Origin of the sequence: Pseudomonas paracarnis, assembly GCF_904063055.1 — a bacterium.
GTDB lineage: Bacteria > Pseudomonadota > Gammaproteobacteria > Pseudomonadales > Pseudomonadaceae > Aquipseudomonas > Aquipseudomonas paracarnis.
In genome coordinates this window covers 564,865-582,111 of record NZ_CAJFCN010000003.1, presented here as the reverse complement: position 1 = coordinate 582,111, position 17,247 = coordinate 564,865, and the positions used below count along the sequence as shown (strand labels likewise).

The 17,247-nt window shown below is 60.1% G+C and carries 19 protein-coding genes; 8 read left to right on the top strand and 11 right to left on the bottom strand.

Going from position 1 to position 17,247, the window contains the following annotated elements; genetic code table 11:
• Window positions 1-280 (bottom strand): hypothetical protein (locus JMV15_RS09715; protein ID WP_197865654.1); only part of this gene is annotated, 280 nt, incomplete at its 3' end.
• Window positions 281-569: 289 nt separating this feature from the next.
• Here JMV15_RS09715 and JMV15_RS09710 point away from each other — a divergent pair.
• The 3 genes from JMV15_RS09710 (at window position 570) to JMV15_RS09700 (ending at window position 1,930) form a co-directional block, all read left to right on the top strand.
• Entirely contained in the window at window positions 570-1,016 is a 447-nt protein-coding gene (locus JMV15_RS09710; protein ID WP_014718240.1) for a GNAT family N-acetyltransferase, read from the top strand.
• Between the two features lie 4 nt (window positions 1,017-1,020).
• Window positions 1,021-1,281 (top strand): hypothetical protein, encoded by a 261-nt coding sequence (locus JMV15_RS09705; RefSeq protein ID WP_019820299.1) that lies wholly within the window; start codon window positions 1,021-1,023, stop codon window positions 1,279-1,281.
• 400 nt (window positions 1,282-1,681) lie between these two features.
• Window positions 1,682-1,930 carry a DUF1652 domain-containing protein gene (locus JMV15_RS09700; protein ID WP_019820298.1) on the top strand — a complete coding sequence of 83 codons (249 nt, stop codon included), beginning with the start codon at window positions 1,682-1,684 and terminating at the stop codon, window positions 1,928-1,930.
• A 15-nt stretch (window positions 1,931-1,945) separates the two neighbouring features.
• Here the strand turns inward: JMV15_RS09700 and JMV15_RS09695 are convergent, their stop codons facing one another.
• Window positions 1,946-2,308 (bottom strand): NUDIX hydrolase, encoded by a 363-nt coding sequence (locus tag JMV15_RS09695; protein WP_014718243.1) that lies wholly within the window; start codon window positions 2,306-2,308, stop codon window positions 1,946-1,948.
• A gap of 126 nt (window positions 2,309-2,434) precedes the next feature.
• On the opposite strand from JMV15_RS09695, the gene JMV15_RS09690 reads away from it, so the two are divergent.
• Entirely contained in the window at window positions 2,435-3,412 is a 978-nt protein-coding gene (locus JMV15_RS09690; RefSeq protein ID WP_014718244.1) for a Gfo/Idh/MocA family protein, read from the top strand.
• Window positions 3,413-3,457: 45 nt separating this feature from the next.
• The gene (locus JMV15_RS09685) at window positions 3,458-4,087 is read left to right on the top strand and encodes a ribonuclease T2 family protein (protein WP_019820296.1); all 630 of its coding nucleotides are present in this window, start codon (window positions 3,458-3,460) and stop codon (window positions 4,085-4,087) included.
• A 13-nt stretch (window positions 4,088-4,100) separates the two neighbouring features.
• On the opposite strand, the gene JMV15_RS09680 is transcribed toward JMV15_RS09685, so the two are convergent.
• Window positions 4,101-4,703, bottom strand: coding sequence for a LuxR C-terminal-related transcriptional regulator (locus JMV15_RS09680; RefSeq protein WP_014718246.1), 603 nt, complete (start codon window positions 4,701-4,703; stop codon window positions 4,101-4,103).
• A gap of 181 nt (window positions 4,704-4,884) precedes the next feature.
• On the opposite strand from JMV15_RS09680, the gene JMV15_RS09675 reads away from it, so the two are divergent.
• Window positions 4,885-6,498: an ATP-binding response regulator gene (locus JMV15_RS09675; RefSeq protein ID WP_032903839.1), complete on the top strand. Its 1,614-nt coding sequence runs from the start codon at window positions 4,885-4,887 to the stop codon at window positions 6,496-6,498.
• Here the strand turns inward: JMV15_RS09675 and JMV15_RS09670 are convergent.
• A complete protein-coding gene (locus JMV15_RS09670; protein ID WP_014718248.1) occupies window positions 6,488-6,823 on the bottom strand; it encodes a hypothetical protein in 336 nt (111 codons plus the stop codon). The two genes, JMV15_RS09675 and JMV15_RS09670, sit on opposite strands and share 11 nt — an antisense overlap.
• Before the next feature lie 176 nt (window positions 6,824-6,999).
• Here JMV15_RS09670 and JMV15_RS09665 point away from each other — a divergent pair, with 176 nt between their 5' ends.
• On the top strand, window positions 7,000-7,482 hold the full coding sequence (locus tag JMV15_RS09665) for a GNAT family N-acetyltransferase (protein ID WP_014718249.1): 483 nt from the start codon (window positions 7,000-7,002) through the stop codon (window positions 7,480-7,482).
• Here JMV15_RS09665 and JMV15_RS09660 read toward each other — a convergent pair.
• Window positions 7,466-7,954, bottom strand: coding sequence for a hydrolase (locus tag JMV15_RS09660; protein ID WP_014718250.1), 489 nt, complete (start codon window positions 7,952-7,954; stop codon window positions 7,466-7,468). The two genes, JMV15_RS09665 and JMV15_RS09660, sit on opposite strands and share 17 nt — an antisense overlap.
• Window positions 7,955-8,363: 409 nt before the next feature.
• Here JMV15_RS09660 and JMV15_RS09655 point away from each other — a divergent pair, with 409 nt between their 5' ends.
• A complete protein-coding gene (locus tag JMV15_RS09655; protein ID WP_069868411.1) occupies window positions 8,364-8,951 on the top strand; it encodes a LysE family translocator in 588 nt (195 codons plus the stop codon).
• Here the strand turns inward: JMV15_RS09655 and JMV15_RS09650 are convergent.
• From JMV15_RS09650 to JMV15_RS09625, 6 genes are read right to left on the bottom strand one after another with little or no spacing between them, the layout of a single operon-like run.
• The gene (locus tag JMV15_RS09650; protein WP_014718251.1) at window positions 8,893-9,786 is read right to left on the bottom strand and encodes an AraC family transcriptional regulator; all 894 of its coding nucleotides are present in this window, start codon (window positions 9,784-9,786) and stop codon (window positions 8,893-8,895) included. The two genes, JMV15_RS09655 and JMV15_RS09650, sit on opposite strands and share 59 nt — an antisense overlap.
• Before the next feature lie 35 nt (window positions 9,787-9,821).
• Window positions 9,822-11,423, bottom strand: coding sequence for an ABC transporter ATP-binding protein (locus JMV15_RS09645; protein WP_014718252.1), 1,602 nt, complete (start codon window positions 11,421-11,423; stop codon window positions 9,822-9,824).
• A 1-nt stretch (window position 11,424) separates the two neighbouring features.
• A complete protein-coding gene (locus JMV15_RS09640; protein ID WP_003190688.1) occupies window positions 11,425-12,444 on the bottom strand; it encodes an ABC transporter permease in 1,020 nt (339 codons plus the stop codon).
• Window position 12,445: 1 nt separating this feature from the next.
• Window positions 12,446-13,519: a microcin C ABC transporter permease YejB gene (locus JMV15_RS09635; protein ID WP_014718253.1), complete on the bottom strand. Its 1,074-nt coding sequence runs from the start codon at window positions 13,517-13,519 to the stop codon at window positions 12,446-12,448.
• Window positions 13,520-15,358 carry an extracellular solute-binding protein gene (locus JMV15_RS09630; RefSeq protein WP_014718254.1) on the bottom strand — a complete coding sequence of 613 codons (1,839 nt, stop codon included), beginning with the start codon at window positions 15,356-15,358 and terminating at the stop codon, window positions 13,520-13,522.
• A complete protein-coding gene (locus JMV15_RS09625; protein WP_014718255.1) occupies window positions 15,355-17,184 on the bottom strand; it encodes an extracellular solute-binding protein in 1,830 nt (609 codons plus the stop codon). Before JMV15_RS09625 ends, JMV15_RS09630 begins: the two co-directional genes overlap by 4 nt.
• Window positions 17,185-17,247 lie beyond the last annotated feature (63 nt).

Here is a 17,247-nt window from a genome sequence, read left to right as displayed (position 1 = left end):
AAAAGTTTTTGCCTGTTTCCTCTGGTTTGACGGTGTGAAAGCCCAGGCGCAACGTACGGCTGCCGTGGAAGTACTCGCAGGTATCACCCGCTTGCAAATTAATCCAGCGCAAAATGGTTACATATAGATAAGTATCGAGATGCCGCACGCCTAGGCCCCTGTCAGCCCCAACCACGTTGAGCACCGGGTTCGAGTAGGCCGGCGGGTCGAGATCATTGCGGGGAGTGGATGAGCTTCGCGCTACCGGAAAGCGCTCCTCGGGGGCATGTAATTTGGACATGGCTGAACTCCTTGGCTGGGGCCTGGACGGCTATGGAACAAGGAAATCAGACGCTTGAAGGGGATGGGCGTCTAGCTGTCAGAATTGACAGTGGCGACAAACGGTAACGCACTGATAGTTTGAAGGTCGTCCATGCCACGAACAGGGGGCATGGTGAATCCCGTTAAAAAAGATATGGAGGTGGTGAGGGTAGTGTCAATCGCAGCTCTTCAAAGAGCTGTTTACAAAACCACGACAAACCCCGTGTGAGTATTTGCATACAATTGCGCACTTCTTCATGGAGGCCGGTATGCAAGTACTGATTCGAACGGCGACGCCTGATGACGTCGACACGCTGTGCGCGATTCGCACCTCGGTGGTGCAAAACCACCTGAGCCTTGAACAGATGGCTGGCCTGGGGATTACCCCGCAGGTATTGAGCGACACGTTGCGCGCAGCACCTTGTGGCTGGATCGCGGAAGTGGACGGCCAGGCGGCGGGGTTTTCCATGGTCGACCTGGATGAAGGTGAAGTGTTCGCGATGTTCGTGCTGCCATCCCACGAGAAGCTTGGCCTGGGCCGTCAACTGATGGCGGTGGCCGAGGCGGCCCTGTTTGAGCGCCACGACACGGCGTACCTGGTGACTGATGGGCGTGATGAGATCCGGGCCAATGGGTTCTATCAGCGCCTGGGCTGGTCTGTCGTGGGCCCGGTCGATGGAGATGATGTGCGTTATGAAAAGAGCAGGGCGCCATAAGGCCATGAATGCCCCAGCGCCTTCATCGTCCAACAGCTTGCGCTACTTCGCGGCGGGCGTGCTGGTTGTCGCCGTGTTACTGGGGTTCTATTTTGTTCAGCTCAACGCCAAGGTCGACCGCCAACGTGAAGAAGCCGCTGAACGTTTGGCGCTGTGTCGTCACCTGGAGGCTGTGGTGGGCGCCACCGCTTCGAGTCGTGAGGCCCTTCAAGAAACGTGCAAGCAATTAAGTGAACAATTACTTAAAAGTACGGCACCGGATTAATAACCCTTTTTTATACGTGGGTTTATAACCGTTACTTGCACCAAAAAGTAGCACGTCTGCCGCCTTCCACCTTAAAAAACATGTGGTTATTGAATGACTTACGACGCTTTCAATCCGACGAAAGGATTAAAATAATCTTGTTACATGTTTTTACAATCGCTACTATAGCCGGGCGTTCACCTCCCACGGTTTATGCATTTTTAAATCCCAAGTTTCCATCAGCTACTTGGGATTTTTTTTGCCCGCGATTTAATCTCGGCCCCCAGTACATGACTTTTTATGCCCGACGAAATGAGGGCTGGTTAACACTGTTGCATTAAATGTCCGGTGGCCGGCAAAACCTTATCTATGCTGCTTGCATCGCCTCAATCGGGTAGAACCCAGGGACGGGGGGCTGATCATGATTTCCATCACCGAATTCAACCGCATCATGGCTTCAGGCTTCCTGCCGCTTGCGTGTGAGTGCTGCCTCAACAGCGACGGCTCACTGCGCATCAGCGTGTTCGAGCCTGCGTCCGGTCGTGTCGACTTGCTGCTGACCTGCGTATCGCCCGAGGGCCTGGACAGCATCCGTGCCATCGCCAACCTGATTGGTGAGTTGCGTGCCGAGATAAAAGCCGGGCGCCGCGGGTTCGCGGCGGTGGGTTAGCGGCTGTCCAGGGCGTCAGAGGCGCCGCAGGAAGGATTTGACGATGTGGCGGGTGGCGTCTGTGGTGTCCAGCTCGTCCAGGGCGCTGTAGGCATACCACTGGCAATCGACAATCTCATTGCACGGCCGTGCCTCGTCGATATTGACCACCGAGGCCTCAAACACATGGTGGACGGTGTCGCGGGCCTTGAGCTCTTGCAGGTACAGCAAGCCGTCCACGTTTAACCCGGTTTCTTCTTCCAGTTCGCGTTCCGCCGCGCCGACAGGGCGCTCGTGCGCTTCGACTTTCCCGCCGGGCAATGCCCATTTTGATCTGGCCTTGCGCACGAAGAGGATATGCCCCTCATGTTCGCAAATGACGGTTGCCCTAATTTTCATCGAATGTGCCCCCGCGCCGAATGAGTGTCATAAAAGTGTAATGCAATTGTCATGCTAAGTGGTTATGGCGCGCCAGGGCCGGTATGTGGATACTGCCCGATTGACGAATACGACCGAGGACATTAGATGAAGACCATACGCTGGGGCATGATCGGCTGTGGCAGTGTCACTGAATTGAAGAGTGGACCGGCTTTCTATAAAGCGCCAGGTTCGGCCTTGGTCGCCGTGATGGGGCGGCGTGCCGAGGCGGTGCGCGATTACGCGGCGCGCCATGGTATTGCCCGTTGTTATACCGATGCCCAGGCCTTGATCGACGACCCCGAGGTGGATGCGGTCTACATCGCCACGCCACCCGACAGCCATCTTGAATACGCCTTGAGGGTGGCGGCGGCGGGCAAGCATTGCTGCGTCGAAAAGCCGATGTCGCTGAATGCTGAACAGAGCGCGTTGATGCAGCGCACATTCGAGCGCGCCGGGCTGCATCTGTTTGTCTCCTACTACCGGCGTTCATTGCCACGCTTTCAGCAAGTGCGCACCTGGCTGCAGGAAGGCCGTATCGGTGAGTTGCGTCACCTGACCTGGACCTTGTGCAAACCCGCTGCCGTTACAGACACCGACGCCAGCAATTGGCGCACCGACCCGGCCATTGCCGGTGGCGGCTACTTTGCCGACCTGGCCAGCCATGGGTTCGACCTGTTCCAGTACCTGGCCGGGGACATCGTCGAGGTCTCAGGCTTTTCCGCACGACAGGCAGGACGCTACGCGGCAGAAGACGCAGTGACGGCCTGCTGGACATTTGCCAGCGGTGCATTGGGCATGGGCTGCTGGAATTTTGTGGCGGACCGCCGCGAAGACCGGGTCGAACTGATCGGCAGTCGCGGCCGTATTCAATTTTCGGTGTTCGACGACCAGCCGCTGCGTCTTGAAGGCGAGACCACCGAGGTGTTGGAAGTGCCGTGTCACACCCATATTCAATGGCACCACGTCCTGAACATGAACGCGCATATTCGTGGCGAGGCCGAGCATCCGTCGCTGGCCATCGAAGCGCTGAAGACCGATATCATCCTGGACAAGGTGTTACACCGTTATTCCCAGCATCCCTAGCCGTGGCAATAGCGTAAGGCTTCACTCTTTTAAAGGAATACCGGGATGAAATACTGGATGGTGGTGTGGCTGCTGATCGCCACCGCGACAACGGCGGCGCCACGCAGCCAAGGGCAGGCGGGTGAGTTTGATTTCTATGTGCTATCGCTCTCGTGGTCACCCACGTTTTGCCTCACGCACCCAGGCAACGAGCAATGCTCAGGTAAAGGCTACGGCTTTGTGCTGCATGGCTTGTGGCCGCAATACGCGCGGGGAGGGTGGCCGGCGTCCTGTACACCGCAGGTGCGCTTGAGCGAGGCAGAAATGGACAAGGGCGCGGCGCTGTTTCCTACCCGCGCGCTGCTCAAGCATGAGTGGGCCAAGCATGGCACCTGCAGTGGGCTCGAACCGTTGGAATATCTGGAGAAGACCGATGTAGCGCTCGGTGCGGTCGCCATCCCGCAGCAGTTGCAACCGTTTAATACGCCGCCGTCATTGCCGGCCAGTGAGATCGAGGCGCTGTTTCGCGCGAGCAACCCGCGTATGGGTAACCACGGGATGGCGGTGATCTGCAAGGGAAAGGTGTTGTCGGAGGTACGGGTGTGCCTGACCAAGGACCTGGCCTTTGCCGGTTGCCCGCGCAGTGTGAAAAGCCAATGCCGTGGGGGCGGTATTCGTATTCCCGCGCAGCGTTGAGCCGTGCAATCGCCTAGAACTCGCCGGAATACTTCACCGCAGCTGCAGCGCGCGAGGGGACATTCAGGCTGCGCAACAATGACGACACATGAATACGTACGGTAAACGGCGAGATATTCAGGGCCTTGGCAATTTCCTTGTTGGTCTTGCCCTGGGCAATCAGGCGCAGCACTTCCTGCTGGCGGGTGGTGAGGGTGTGGGTGTCGAGGGGCAGCAGGCCTGAAGGGGCAAATTTGACCAGCACTTCGCCTTCGCGGATCGCCAGCAGGGCCTGGCCGATCTCGTCCGGGGCGATGTTCTTGCCGATAAAGCCGTCGGCGCCCAAGGCCATGACCTGTTCGATCAGCGCGGGGTCATCGACCATCGACACCAGGACCAAGGTGGTGCGTTTCAGTTGCTGGCGCAGTTCGGCCAGTTGGCTGATGCAGGTCAGGCCGGGAAAGCGCAAATCGAGGATCAAGGTATCGACCTCGCCCGCTTCGCACAGCAACGCATTCACCGTGGCCAGGTCGCCGGCCTCCTGCACCACCGCGCCCGGCAGCAGGCGCTGCACGGTGCGCGTCATGCCTTCGCGAAACATGGGGTGGTCGTCGGCGATGATGATTCGGCCGGTCATGGCGAGCTCCTTCCTGGGGCAAGGTTGTGTCGAGGCATGCTAATTTATTTACCGCCGATGTAGGAGCGAGCTTGCTCGTGAAGCACGCACAGGCACCGCGTACTCCCAGGTCAAACGCGTTATCGTTGACGTTTTTCGCGAGCAAGCTCGCTCCTTCAGATGATAGGTCAAGGATATGACGATGAGCCCCGAGACTAACTCCGAACTCGATCAGGCTAACCTGCGCATCGTGGTGGCCAGCATCGCTATCGTTTACATCGGCGTGCTGGGCTTTTTGCCTGGGCAGTCGCTGGACACCTATCTGCCGGTGATCCTGTATATCTTGCTGTTCCTGCTGGCGTCCATCGTGCTTCGCCAAGTGATCGCACGCTGGCCCGGGCATTATCCGGCGCGGCGGATCTTTGGCATGATCCACGACTACACGGGCACTTCGTTCGGCCTGGTGGTAGGCGGTGAGGCGGCATTGCCGCTGTATGCGGTGATGGTCTGGGTGAACCTGGGCAACGGCATGCGCTACGGTTCGCGCTACCTGGCAATTGCGACGGGGCTGGCGTTGCTGGCGCTGTTGATCGTGTACCAACTCACGCCGCTGTGGCAGGCACAACCATTCATGGTGCTGATGCTGATGATCACCAGCACGGTGATCCCGGTGTATGCCCATATCCTGTTGGAGCGCACGCGCAAGGCCTCCGAGCAGGCGATCGCCGCCAACCTGGAAAAATCCCGTTTTCTCGCCCAGGCCAGCCATGACCTGCGCCAGCCGATCCACTCCATTGGCCTGTTTACCGCCTGCCTGCGCGAAGCCCGTTTGGGCGAGGACGAACAGCGCTTGGTGGACAATATCGACCGCTCGCTGCTTAACGTCTCGCAATTGTTCCGCTCGATTCTCGACCTCTACACCCTCGACAACGGGCGCCTGTTGCCCAAATACCAAGTGATCCACCTGGGCGACTTCCTTGCCGACCTCGTGCGCCAGAACGCCGAGGCTGCTCGCTGGGCGGGCGTGGAGCTGCGCCTGCGCCCCTGTGCCCACTGGGTGCTGGTTGATCCGGCCATGCTGGCGACCATGGTGCAGAACCTGCTCTCCAATTGCTTCAAGTACGGGGCGCAACGACCGGTGCTGATTGGCGTGCGCATGCGTGATGACGGCGTGGTGGTGCAGGTGCACGACCAGGGGCGGGGGATTGCCAAGGAGCATCTGTCAAAGGTCTTCGAAGAGTTTTATCGCGTGCGCCAACTGCGTGACAAGGACGTCGAAGGTGTGGGCCTTGGGCTGTCCATCGTCAAGCGCCTGGGGCAATTGATGGGGTTGCAGGTGAGCCTGCGTTCGCGGGTCGGCCATGGCACCTCAGTAAGCCTGCATGGCCTAGCCTTGGCCACCGCGCCGCGTCAACCGGCGTTGCGCGACGATGCACGCCAAGCCGGGCTGCTCACCGGCCTTAAGGTGTGCCTGGTGGAAGATGACTACAACGTGCTGCTCGCCACCCAGGCCCTGCTGGAGCGCTGGGGGTGCCAAGTGCAGGCCGAGTCCACGGGGCAGGGTTTGGTCAGTGACTGCGACATCATCGTTGCCGACTATGACCTGGGCAACCACGCCACCGGCATCGAATGCATCGACCAGTTACGCCAGCAACGCGGCTGGGCGGTGCCAGCGCTGATCCTTACCGGGCACGACGTGGAGAAAATCCAGGCCGCGTTGCACGATCGTCAGATCGCTATTTTGTCCAAACCGGTACGCCCTGCGGAACTGCGCGGCACTCTGCGAGCGCTCAGCCAGGAAAATATTACTGCATGAACGGCGTCAACCCATTGCCTTTGGCGCCCTTGGGCATGCAGTAGGCCGCGGGCTTCATCAGGCCGAAGCTGGCAATCGCGAACGCGCCGCCGCTGGCACCACTGGGTACGGAGCAGTTGTACTCGCCGGAGGCTGTGTTAGCGACGTAGTAGGTGGTCATGGAGTCGCTGCGCACATTGGAGATACGTTTTACCGGCTCGCCCAGATTGGTTTCCGACAGCTTCTTGAGATGATCTTCGGTGGGCTTGATATTGCTGCAACCGGCGACGCCGATGATCAAGGCGCCCAGCAGGGCAAAGCGAGTGACAGGGGAGTAGAGTTTCATGGTGCTTCTTCCTTGGGGTTGTTTTGGTTTTTCCAACGCGCAACGAACCCGCGCGCACGGAATGCGCGGTGTGGGTGAGAACGTTGGAAGTGCCGCGGAATATAGCGCTGCCGTGAGGTAGGGTCGATTAGCACAAATGGGCTAATGGCAGTTTGAGGTCACGGAAGGAGCTTGCGATGCTGGAGATAAAACGTGCCACGCCGGACGACGCCGAGCGTGCGTTTGAGATTCGTCGCGAGGCCATTCGCGGCCAATGCATTGGCGCCTATAGCGCTGAACAAATGGCGCTCTGGACCCGAGGTCGCGCCAGTGATGGCTACGGCGCGCTGATGGAAAAACAGTTCTACATGGGATGGTTCAATGGCAAACCAGTCGTCACTGGCATGCTGGATCTTGCCAGCCATGAAATCGGAGCCTTGTTTGTATTGCCCCTATTCAGCGGGCGAGGGTTTGGCAAAGTGATGCTTGCTCACTTGGAGCGTATGGCGCAGCAGCGGGCGATTGAACAGGTTGTGCTGGATGCGACACTGAACGCGGTGAGTTTTTATAGAGCGTGCGGGTATGTGGGCGATGAGCAGGCGGTGTACCGCTCGCCGTCCGGGTTGGTGCTGGCGTGTGTACCGATGGTGAAGCGGTTGCGGGTTATGAGTCCCGTTTGAATGCAGCGCGCAATTGCTCGATCACAGGCTCTATCCCTGGCCCTTGAATCGGCGGCGGGGTGAGACTCTCGCCAAACTCGCGCCATACGAACAGGGTCAGTTCAGCGCCATCGGTCATGGGTTCGAGGGGGGGCGTCCCGAAAGCGTTCAGCGAGCGATAGCGTTCGTCCCGCCAGAACGCTTGCTCTACCCAGTCATAGACGGGGATGCAATGAAAATGCAGCGGTAAGCCCGGCACATGGCCGTAACGGCTGATATACAGCCATTTTGGCTGGAGCTGGGTTTGCATCACCCGCTGGATATTGGCGAGCAGGCCGCCCAGTTCGGCCAGAGCGGCTTCAGGCATGTCGGGGAGGGCGTCAATCGGCGCCCTGGCGCCCAGCATCAGGTAACCGGGCAGCTTTGAGGTCAGGTGGTGGTTGAGCTGCCAGTGCTCGGTCTGGTGAAGGATAAAGGCTGGGTTGATTTGCATGCGCACGGGTCCCTGTGGGTTGGAGTGGCAGGATACCAAGGGTGAGGCGGTGTCATCCCCTCCAAGTGGCCACGCGCTGTACCTGTGGCGAGGGCGCTTGCTCCCGTGACGCCCCACGATCCAAATGTGGGAGCTGGCTTGCCTGCGAAAGCGGTGGTTCAGTTAAAGATGCAGTGGCTGACACGCCGCCTTCGCGGGCAAGCCCGCTCCCACAGGGGACCGGTGCCAGGCGTAGATCCTGTGGGCGATGCATGACCAATGTGGAAGCCAGCTCCCATAGTTTGATCGTGGGGGCATCCATCAGATCAGCGTTCGTTTCTGAAGCACCCAGGGGCATTTTGTTCAATACCCTCATCGCCCGGCGCGTTACCGTGATCTCAGCATCGTTGGCATCACACAAGGAACTGTAATGAGCTTGATCCTCTCCATGGCCGCTTTTGCCCTGGCCACGTCCATCACGCCCGGCCCCGTCAATGTGGTTGCTTTAAGTGCCGGCGCGCGTTTCGGTTTTGTCGCCAGCCAGAAACATGTGTTGGGCGCCGCCGTAGGTTTCACCTTGTTATTGATACTGATCGGCCTGGGGCTGCATGAAGTGCTGGTGCGCTGGCCGATACTGATCCAATTGATCCGCTGGGGCGGAGTCGCGTTCCTGTTGTACATGGCGTGGAAACTCGCCGTGGACGATGGTCGGCTGGACGCTGACGGTGCCGACACCGCGCCGTCGATGCTGTATGGCGCGATCATGCAGTGGCTCAACCCGAAAGCCTGGCTGGCGTGTGTGGCAGGCATGGGGTTGTTTGTGGCTGATGGCGATGCGGCGCAGGTGTGGTTGTTTGCCGCGCTTTACCTGGTGATCTGCTACCTGTCGGTGGCGTGCTGGGTGTATGCGGGGACGTTTTTACGCCGCTACTTGAACAACCCCAAAGGTGTACGGCTGTTCAACCGCTCAATGGCCGCGTTGCTGGTGGCCAGTGTGGGTTATTTGCTGATGGCTTGAGGTTCTCGCGGTATTGCCCCGGCGTGGCCGCGAAGTGTTGTTTGAAGGTGCGCTGGAAGTGCGCCTGGTCGGCAAAGCCCGCGGCCAGGGCGACGTCGGCAATCAGTGCGCCATTGCGCAGTTGGCTGCGGGCAAACTGGATGCGTCGGTTGACCATGAAGGCGTGGGGCGTCAAGCCGTAATACTGCTTGAACGCGCGGATCAGGTAAGACGGCGACAGGTCGGCCGCCTGGCAGATGTCTTCGAGTTTCAAGGCCAGAGTGCAGTAAGCGCGGATGTAGTCGGCGGCGCGTTCGAGTTTGTGGTTGACCTCGCGTACCGGTGCCAACGAAGGGTTCAGACGCTGTTGCACCTCGGTGAAGTAACTCACCAGCGTGCTCTGTTTTTGCAGCAGTTCGGCCTGTTCATCCACTAGCGTGCGGTACAGGTCGAGCAAGCCGTGGTACAGCGTGGTGTCGCGGGTATGGGGCGTGTCGAATGGCCGGTAGCCCTGGTCGGTACTGAACCCCAGCTGGTATTGCAGGTCGGTCAGCCAGGGCGTGTCCAGGTACAGCATGTGGTAGGACCAGGGCTGGTCATGGATGGGGTTGCACGCATGCACATCGCCTGGGTTCATCAGCACCACGGTGCCGGCGCTGATTTCGAAGGTGCGCGCGCCATAGTGGTAATAGCTGCAGCCGGTGGTGATCGCACCGATGGAAAAATGCTCATGGGCGTGCCGGGTGTAGGTGACCTTGCGCCCGTCGGCGATGGTGCGCGCTTCGATGAACGGCAGGCGTTCGTCGCGCCAGAAGCGCGGCGTGTCTGCGGGACGGGCGATTGGGCTGAGCGACATGGCGTTATTTCTCCTGCATTTGCACCCGCGTGCCGTCAGGCCGGCACCAAAAAAGCCGCCTTGAGCAACTGCCGGGTATAGGCATGTTGCGGGTCAGCAAAAATAGCCTGGGCATCGCCTTGCTCCACCACCTGGCCTTGCTTGACCACCATCAACTGGTGACTCAGCGCCTTCACCACTGCCAGGTCATGGCTGATAAACAGGTAGGTCAGGTTGTACTTGGCCTGCAAACCGCGCAGCAACTCTACCACCTGGCGCTGTACCGTGCGGTCCAGGGCCGAGGTGGGTTCGTCCAGCAGGATCAGGCGCGGCTTGAGCACCAGCGCTCGGGCGATAGCGATGCGTTGGCGCTGGCCGCCGGAAAATTCATGGGGGTAGCGATGCCGGGATTCGGGGTCCAGGCCCACTTCCTTGAGCGCCGCGATAATCGCCGCTTCCTGTTCGGCGGGCGTGCCCATCTTGTGGATACGCAGGCCTTCGCCAACGATCTCGCTGACGCACATGCGCGGGCTCAGGCTGCCGAACGGGTCCTGGAACACCACCTGCATTTCCCGGCGCAACGGGCGCACCTGCTGTTGGCTGAGGCGGTCCAGTTGCTGGCCTTCGAAGCGAATCCCGCCCTGGCTGCCGATCAGGCGCAAAATTGCCAGGCCCAAGGTGGACTTGCCCGAGCCACTTTCGCCAACGATGCCCAGGGTTTGGCCCTGGGGCAGGCTGAAGTTGATGCCGTCCACAGCCTTGACGTAATCGACGGTATTGCGCAAAAAGCCTTTCTTGATCGGAAACCAGACTTTCAGGTCGTCCACTTCCAGCAGCGGAGGGCCGACATCATTGTTGGCTGGCCCACCACTGGGCTCCGCCGCGAGCAATTCCTGGGTGTAGGGATGCTGGGGCGACTGGAACAGTGTCTCGCAATCGGCCTGTTCAACGATGCAACCTTGCTGCATCACACACACACGATGGGCGATGCGCCGTACCAGGTTGAGGTCGTGGCTGATCAGCAGCAGGGCCATGCCCAGCCGCGCCTGCAGCTCCTTGAGCAATTCCAGGATCTTCAACTGCACGGTGACATCCAGCGCCGTGGTCGGCTCGTCGGCAATCAACAACTCCGGCTCGTTGGCCAGGGCCATGGCGATCATCACCCGCTGGCGCTGGCCGCCGGACAGCTCATGGGGCAGGGCCTTGAGGCGTTTGTGCGGTTCGGGGATACCCACCAGCTCCAGCAATTCCAACGTGCGCTGGGTGGCGACCTTGCCGGTCAGGCCCTTGTGCAGGCCGAGCACCTCGTTGATCTGTTTTTCGATGGAGTGCAGCGGGTTCAACGAGGTCATCGGCTCCTGGAAGATCATCGCAATCCGATTGCCGCGTATATGACGCAGGGTCTTCTCTTTAAGCGTCAGCAGGTCTTGCCCTGAATACTCGATAGTGCCCGACGGATGCCTGGCCAACGGGTAGGGCAGCAGGCGCAGGATCGAATGGGCGGTGACCGATTTGCCCGAACCGCTTTCACCCACCAGCGCCAGGGTTTCGCCGCGCTTGATGTCGAAGCTGACGTGGTTGACCACCCGGTGGTGGTGCTCGCCGGTGACGAATTCGACACTGAGGTCGCGGATTTCGATCAGATTGTCCGGATTCATCTCATTTCCTCGGGTCGAACGCATCGCGAGCGGACTCGCCGATAAACACCAGCAGGCTCAACATGATCGCCAGCACCGCAAAGGCACTCATGCCCAGCCACGGCGCTTGCAGGTTGGACTTGCCCTGGGCCACCAGCTCACCCAGCGACGGCGAACCTGCCGGCAGCCCGAAGCCGAGAAAGTCCAGGGCGGTGAGGGTGCCAATGGCGCCGGTGAGGATGAAGGGCAGGAAGGTCATGGTCGAGACCATCGCATTGGGCAGGATGTGACGAAACATGATCGCGCCGTTCTGCATGCCCAGCGCCCGCGCCGCGCGCACGTACTCCAGGTTGCGCCCGCGCAGGAACTCGGCGCGCACCACATCCACCAGGCTCATCCAGGAAAACAGCAGCATGATCCCCAGCAGCCACCAGAAGTTGGGTTGCACGAAGCTGGCCAGGATGATCAGCAGGTAGAGCACCGGCAAGCCGGACCAGATCTCCAGGAAACGTTGCCCGGCCAGGTCGACCCAGCCGCCATAAAAGCCCTGCAAGGCGCCGGCAATCACGCCGATGATCGAGCTGAGTATGGTCAGGGTCAGGGCGAAGAGCACCGATACACGAAAGCCGTAGATCACCCGCGCGAGCACATCGCGCCCCTGGTCATCGGTGCCCAGCAGGTTGACCGAGGACGGCGGCGCCGGGGCCGGGACTTTCAGGTCGTAATTGATGCTCTGGTAGCTGAACGGAATCGGCGCCCACAAGGTCCAGGCGTCCTTGGCCTTGAGCAGTTCCTGGATATACGGGCTCTTGTAGTTGGCTTCCAGCGGGAATTCACCGCCGAAGGTAGTCTCCGGGTAGCGCTTGAGCGCCGGGAAGTACCAGCCGCCGTCGAAGTGCACCGCCAGGGGCTTGTCGTTGGCGATCAACTCGGCGCCCAGGCTCAGCACGAACAGCACCAGAAACAGCCACAGCGACCACCAGCCACGTTTGTTGGCCTTGAACCGCTCGAACCGGCGGCGATTGAGGGGGGACAGGTTCATCTCAATGCTCCCGGCTGGCAAAGTCGATTCGCGGATCGACCAGGGTGTAGGTGAGGTCGCCGATCAGTTTCACGATCAGCCCCAGCAGGGTGAAGATAAACAGCGTGCCGAACACCACTGGGTAGTCACGGTTGATCGCCGCTTCAAAGCTCATCAGGCCCAGGCCGTCGAGGGAGAAGATCACCTCCACCAGCAACGAGCCGGTAAAGAAGATGCCAATGAAGGCCGAAGGGAAACCGGCGATCACCAGCAGCATGGCGTTGCGGAACACGTGGCCATACAGCACTCGGCGATTGGTCAGGCCCTTGGCTTTGGCGGTGACCACGTACTGCTTGTTGATTTCGTCGAGAAAGCTGTTCTTGGTCAGCAGGGTCATGGTCGCGAAGTTGCCGATCACCAGGGCAGTGACGGGCAGCGCCAGGTGCCAGAAGTAATCGAGGATCTTGGCGCCCCAGCTCAACTCCTCGAAGTTGTTGGAGGTGAGCCCGCGCAAGGGGAACCAGTCGAAATAACTACCACCGGCAAACACCACGATCAGCAGAATCGCAAACAGGAATGCCGGTATCGCGTAGCCGACGATGATCGCCGAGCTGGTCCACACATCGAAATGGCTGCCGTGGCGCGTGGCCTTGGCGATCCCCAGGGGGATGGACACCAGGTACATGATCAGGGTGCTCCACAACCCGAGGGAAATGGACACCGGCATCTTCTCCTTGATCAGGTCGATGACCTTGGCGTCCCGGAAAAAGCTGTCACCGAAGTCCAGCTGGGCGTAGTTCTTGACCATGATCCACAAGCGTTCCGGCGCCGATTTGTCGAAGCCGTACATCTTTTCGATTTCCTTGATCAGCGCCGGGTCCAGGCCCTGGGCGCCACGGTAGCTGGAACCGGCCACCGCAACTTCGGCCCCGCCGCCAGCAATGCGGCTGGTGGCGCCGTCGAAGCCTTCGAGTTTGGCGATCATTTGCTCCACCGGGCCGCCGGGAGCGGCCTGGATGATGACGAAGTTGATCAGCAAGATCCCGAACAGCGTGGGGATGATCAGCAACAGGCGGCGAACAATATAGGCCAGCATTCAATCGCCTCCGCTCGCCGCATCGGCGTTCTGCGTGGTGTCGAGGGATACCGCCGGTTTGACGTCGGGTTTAGCCCACCAGGTGGCGGTGCCGACGTCGTAGCGTGGCGAGACCTTGGGGTGGCCCAGGTGGTCCCAGTACGCCACGCGGAAGGTCTTGATGTGCCAGTTGGGAATCACGTAGTAGCCGAACTGCAGCACGCGATCCAGCGCCCTGGCGTGGGCGATCAGGCTTTGCCGCGAACCGGCGTCGATCAACTCTTCCACCAACTGGTCGACGGCGGGGTCCTTGAGGCCCATGTAGTTGCGGCTGCCGGGCTTGTCGGCGCTGGAGGATTTCCAGAACTCGCGCTGCTCGTTACCCGGCGAGGTGGATTGCGGGAAGCTGCCCACCAGCATGTCGAAGTCGCGGGAGCGCAGGCGGTTGACGAACTGCGAGACGTCCACCCGACGAATCACCAGGTCGATGCCCAGGTCCGCCAGGTTGCGCTTGAACGGCAGCAGGATGCGCTCGAACTCGGTCTGGGCCAGCAGGAACTCGATGGTCACCGGTTTGCCGGTATTGTCGACCATTTTGTCGTCAACGATCTTCCAGCCCGCTTCTTGCAGCAGTTGGTAGGCCTCGCGCTGTTGGGTGCGAATCATGCCGCTGCCGTCGGTGTGGGACGGTTCGAATGCCTGGGTGAAGACTTCGCCAGGGATCTTGTCGCGCAGCGGCTCGAGAATCGCCAGCTCGTCCGGACCGGGTAGGCCGGTGGCGGCCATTTCCGAGTTTTCGAAATAGCTGCGGGTACGGGTGTAGGCACCGTTGAACAGCTGTTTGTTGCTCCATTCGAAATCCAGCAACAGGCTGATGGCCTTGCGCACCCGCACGTCCTGGAACATCGGCTTGCGCATGTTGAACACGAAGCCCTGCATGCCGGTGGGGTTGCCGTTGGGGATTTCTTCCTTGATCAAACGGCCTTCTTTCACCGCTGGAATATTGTAGGCATTGGCCCAGTTCTTGGCGCTGAACTCCAACCAGTAGTCGAACTGCCCGGCCTTCAAGGCTTCCAGGGAGACGGTGCTGTCGCGGTAGTAATCGGTGATGCGGGTATCGAAGTTGTAGAAACCCTTATTGACCGGCAGGTCCTTGGCCCAATAATCCTTGACCCGCTCGTAGCGAATCATACGGCCTGGCTTGACCTCCGCCACTTGGTAAGGCCCGCTGCCCAAGGGGACTTCCAGATTGCCCTTGGAAAAATCCCGGGTCGCCCACCAGTGTTTAGGCAGCACTGGCAACTGCCCCAGGATCAGCGGCAATTCGCGGTTGTTGGTGCGCTTGAACTTGAACAGCACGCGCAACGGGTCTTCAGCCACGACTTCATCGACGTCGGCGTAGTAGTTGCGGTACAGCGGGTTGCCTTCCTTGATCAGGGTCTGGAAGGTGAACACCACGTCTTCAGCGCGGATCGGGTGGCCATCATGGAAGCGCGCTTCGGGGCGCAGGTAGAAGCGCACCCAGCTGTTGTCCGGGGCTTTTTCGATTTTGCCAGCCACCAGGCCGTATTCGGTGATGGGTTCGTCCAGGCTTTGCATGGCCAAGGTGTCGTAGATCAGCGGCAGGTTGTCTGCCGGCACGCCCTTGCTGATATAGGGGTTGAGGCTGTCGAAGCCGCCCATGGCCGATTCGCGGAAGGTCCCGCCCTTGGGGGCGTCGGGGTTTACGTAGTCAAAATGCTTGAAGTCGGCGGGGTACTTGGGGGGCTCGTTGTAGAGGGTCAGCGCATGTTGCGGCGCGGCGTGCGCCGCGGTGCACAGCAACAGGCTGGCGAGCAGGGTAGTACGCAAGGACATCATTGGGCTTTCTCCGAAGCTTTCAGCCACCACGCGCTCAGGCCCAGGCTGTAGGGCGGCGTGGTGACGAAGGCGAACCGGTTGCGGTACGCCAGGCGATGATAGTTGAGGTACCAGTTGGGAATGCTGTAGTGCTGCCACAGCAGCACCCGGTCCAGGGCGCGGCCGGCAGCCAGTTGTTCGTCGCGGGTCTGCGCCGCCAGCAGTTGGTCCAGCAGGTGGTCGACCACCGGGTTGGCGATACCGGCGTAATTCTTGCTGCCCTTGATTGCGGCCTGGCTGGAGTGGAAGTACTGCCACTGCTCAAGACCGGGGCTCAAGGTCTGGTTGAGAGTCATCAGAATCATGTCGAAATCGAATTGATCGAGGCGCTGTTTGTACTGTGCGCGGTCAACGGTGCGCAAGCGGGCGTCGATGCCGATGCGGGTCAGATTTTCGACATAAGGTTGCAGGATGCGCTCAAGGTTCGGGTTGACCAACAGGATTTCCAGGCGCAGCGGTTGCCCGCCCTTGTCCAGCAGGCGCTGCCCCGACAGTTTCCAGCCGGCCTCGCTGAGCAGGGCCAGGGCCTGGCGCAGGGTTTCGCGGGGAATGCCACGGCCATCGGTGTGCGGCAGGCTGAACGGTTGGGTAAACAGCGCGGCCGGCAGTTGGTCGCGGTAGGGCGAGAGCATCAACCACTCATGGCCCACGGGCAGACCGGTGGCCGAGAATTCACTGTTGGGGTAATAGCTCACCGAACGCTTGTAGGCGCTGCTGAACAGCGTGCGGTTGGTCCATTCAAAATCGAACATCAACCCCAGGGCTTCACGCACCTTGGCCTGGCTGAACGCCGGTCGCCGGGTATTCATGAACAGGCCCTGGCTCTGGGTGGGGATCTGATGGGCGATCTGCGCCTTGATCACATCGCCGCGGTTGACCGCCGGGAAGTTGTAACCGGTGGCCCAGTTCTTGGCCTGATGCTCGATATAAATATCGAATTCACCGGCCTTGAAGGCTTCAAAGGCCACGTCGCTGTCGCGATAGAATTCCACTTCAACCTTGTCGTAGTTATAGAAACCCTGGTTGACCGGCAGGTCTTTGCCCCAGTAATCCTTGACCCGTTCAAACACCAGTTGCCGCCCAGGCGCAACCTTGGTGATGCGATAAGGCCCACTGCCCAGGGGCGGCTCGAAGGTGGTGGCCTTGAAATCACGGTTTTTCCAATAGTGCTGGGGCAGCACCGGCAACTCGCCCAGGCGCAGGATCAGCAAGGGGTTGCCGGCGCGCTTGAACACAAAGCGGATACGGTGGGGGTTGAGGATATCGACCCGTGCCACTTCTTGCAGATTGGTGCGGTACTGCGGGTGGCCTTCGGTCAGTAGGGTGCGATAGGAGAACGCCACGTCATCGGCGGTGATCGGCTTGCCGTCGTGAAAGCGTGCTTCGGGGCGCAGGTTGAACACCACCCAACTGCGGTCCTCGCTGTATTCCACCGACTGGGCAATCAGGCCATAACTGGAGGTGGGTTCATCGCCCGACGGCGCGTATTGCCCGGTGCCCACCATCAAGGGTTCATTGAGCTCGTTGACGCCGTACTGCAGGAAGTTGGCGGTGGAAACCGGGCTTGAACCCTTGAAGGTGTAGGGGTTGAGCGTATCGAAGGTGCCAAATGCCATCACCCGCAGCGTCCCGCCTTTGGGCGCTGCAGGGTTTACCCAATCGTAATGGGTGAATTTGGCCGGGTACTTGAGTGTGCCGAACTGCGCATAACCGTGGCTCTCGGTGATCGTCGCGTTCGCCGCAAAGCTCAAGGCCAGGCTTATTAGTAGAAGGAGGGGACGCTTCAAGTCAGAGATCCGATCCAGGCGGCTTGGGCTTTATGATCGGTACAGTAACAGCTTGTTCCGGTT

Coding starts and splice junctions, on each gene's coding strand:
- JMV15_RS09700 (WP_019820298.1), top strand. CDS start 1,682: ATGATTTCCATCACCGAATTCAACCGCATCATGGCTTCAGGCTTCCTG.
- JMV15_RS09710 (WP_014718240.1), top strand. CDS start 570: ATGCAAGTACTGATTCGAACGGCGACGCCTGATGACGTCGACACGCTG.
- JMV15_RS09645 (WP_014718252.1), bottom strand. CDS start 11,423: ATGAATCCGGACAATCTGATCGAAATCCGCGACCTCAGTGTCGAATTC.
- JMV15_RS09670 (WP_014718248.1), bottom strand. CDS start 6,823: ATGAAACTCTACTCCCCTGTCACTCGCTTTGCCCTGCTGGGCGCCTTG.
- JMV15_RS09665 (WP_014718249.1), top strand. CDS start 7,000: ATGCTGGAGATAAAACGTGCCACGCCGGACGACGCCGAGCGTGCGTTT.
- JMV15_RS09680 (WP_014718246.1), bottom strand. CDS start 4,703: ATGACCGGCCGAATCATCATCGCCGACGACCACCCCATGTTTCGCGAA.
- JMV15_RS09675 (WP_032903839.1), top strand. CDS start 4,885: ATGAGCCCCGAGACTAACTCCGAACTCGATCAGGCTAACCTGCGCATC.
- JMV15_RS09650 (WP_014718251.1), bottom strand. CDS start 9,786: ATGTCGCTCAGCCCAATCGCCCGTCCCGCAGACACGCCGCGCTTCTGG.
- JMV15_RS09695 (WP_014718243.1), bottom strand. CDS start 2,308: ATGAAAATTAGGGCAACCGTCATTTGCGAACATGAGGGGCATATCCTC.
- JMV15_RS09705 (WP_019820299.1), top strand. CDS start 1,021: ATGAATGCCCCAGCGCCTTCATCGTCCAACAGCTTGCGCTACTTCGCG.
- JMV15_RS09635 (WP_014718253.1), bottom strand. CDS start 13,519: ATGCTGGCCTATATTGTTCGCCGCCTGTTGCTGATCATCCCCACGCTG.
- JMV15_RS09655 (WP_069868411.1), top strand. CDS start 8,364: ATGAGCTTGATCCTCTCCATGGCCGCTTTTGCCCTGGCCACGTCCATC.
- JMV15_RS09630 (WP_014718254.1), bottom strand. CDS start 15,358: ATGATGTCCTTGCGTACTACCCTGCTCGCCAGCCTGTTGCTGTGCACC.
- JMV15_RS09685 (WP_019820296.1), top strand. CDS start 3,458: ATGAAATACTGGATGGTGGTGTGGCTGCTGATCGCCACCGCGACAACG.
- JMV15_RS09690 (WP_014718244.1), top strand. CDS start 2,435: ATGAAGACCATACGCTGGGGCATGATCGGCTGTGGCAGTGTCACTGAA.
- JMV15_RS09660 (WP_014718250.1), bottom strand. CDS start 7,954: ATGCAAATCAACCCAGCCTTTATCCTTCACCAGACCGAGCACTGGCAG.
- JMV15_RS09640 (WP_003190688.1), bottom strand. CDS start 12,444: ATGAACCTGTCCCCCCTCAATCGCCGCCGGTTCGAGCGGTTCAAGGCC.